1 pseudogene is annotated in these 408 nt (G+C 62.5%); it reads left to right on the forward strand.

Going from position 1 to position 408, the window contains the following annotated elements:
- Positions 1-408: pseudogene (locus F2P45_RS34595) on the forward strand (TonB-dependent siderophore receptor); the annotation flags it as partial.

A 408-nucleotide genomic window follows, 5' to 3' on the forward strand; every position in this document is an offset into this window, starting at 1 on the left:
GGCATTTCGCGTCACCGGCGCCATCGAACGCGCCGACAGCTACCGCGACCAGCAGTTCCTCGACCGCGAAGCGTTTGCGCCGTCGGTCTCGCTCAATATCGGTAGCGCCACCAAACTGCTGTTGCAGGCCGAATACCTGAACGACAAGCGCGTGACCGATTTTGGCGTGCCGGCGTATCGCGGCAAGCCCGTCGACGTGCCGGCCGGCACCTACTATGGCGCCGCCAATGCCAAGGCCAACGATTACTCGGAAGCCGAAGTGAAAGCCTTCGGCTTCACCCTGGATCACCGCTTCAACGATGCGTGGACCGTGCGCAATGCCTTCCGCCACTATGACTACACCTTGGACCGCAACAATACACTGGCCGGTTCGGTCGACGAGAAGGCGCTGACGGCCTCGCTCAACCG

Source organism: Massilia mucilaginosa (assembly GCF_011682145.1).
Taxonomy (GTDB): Bacteria; Pseudomonadota; Gammaproteobacteria; order Burkholderiales; family Burkholderiaceae_D; genus Telluria_A; species Telluria_A mucilaginosa.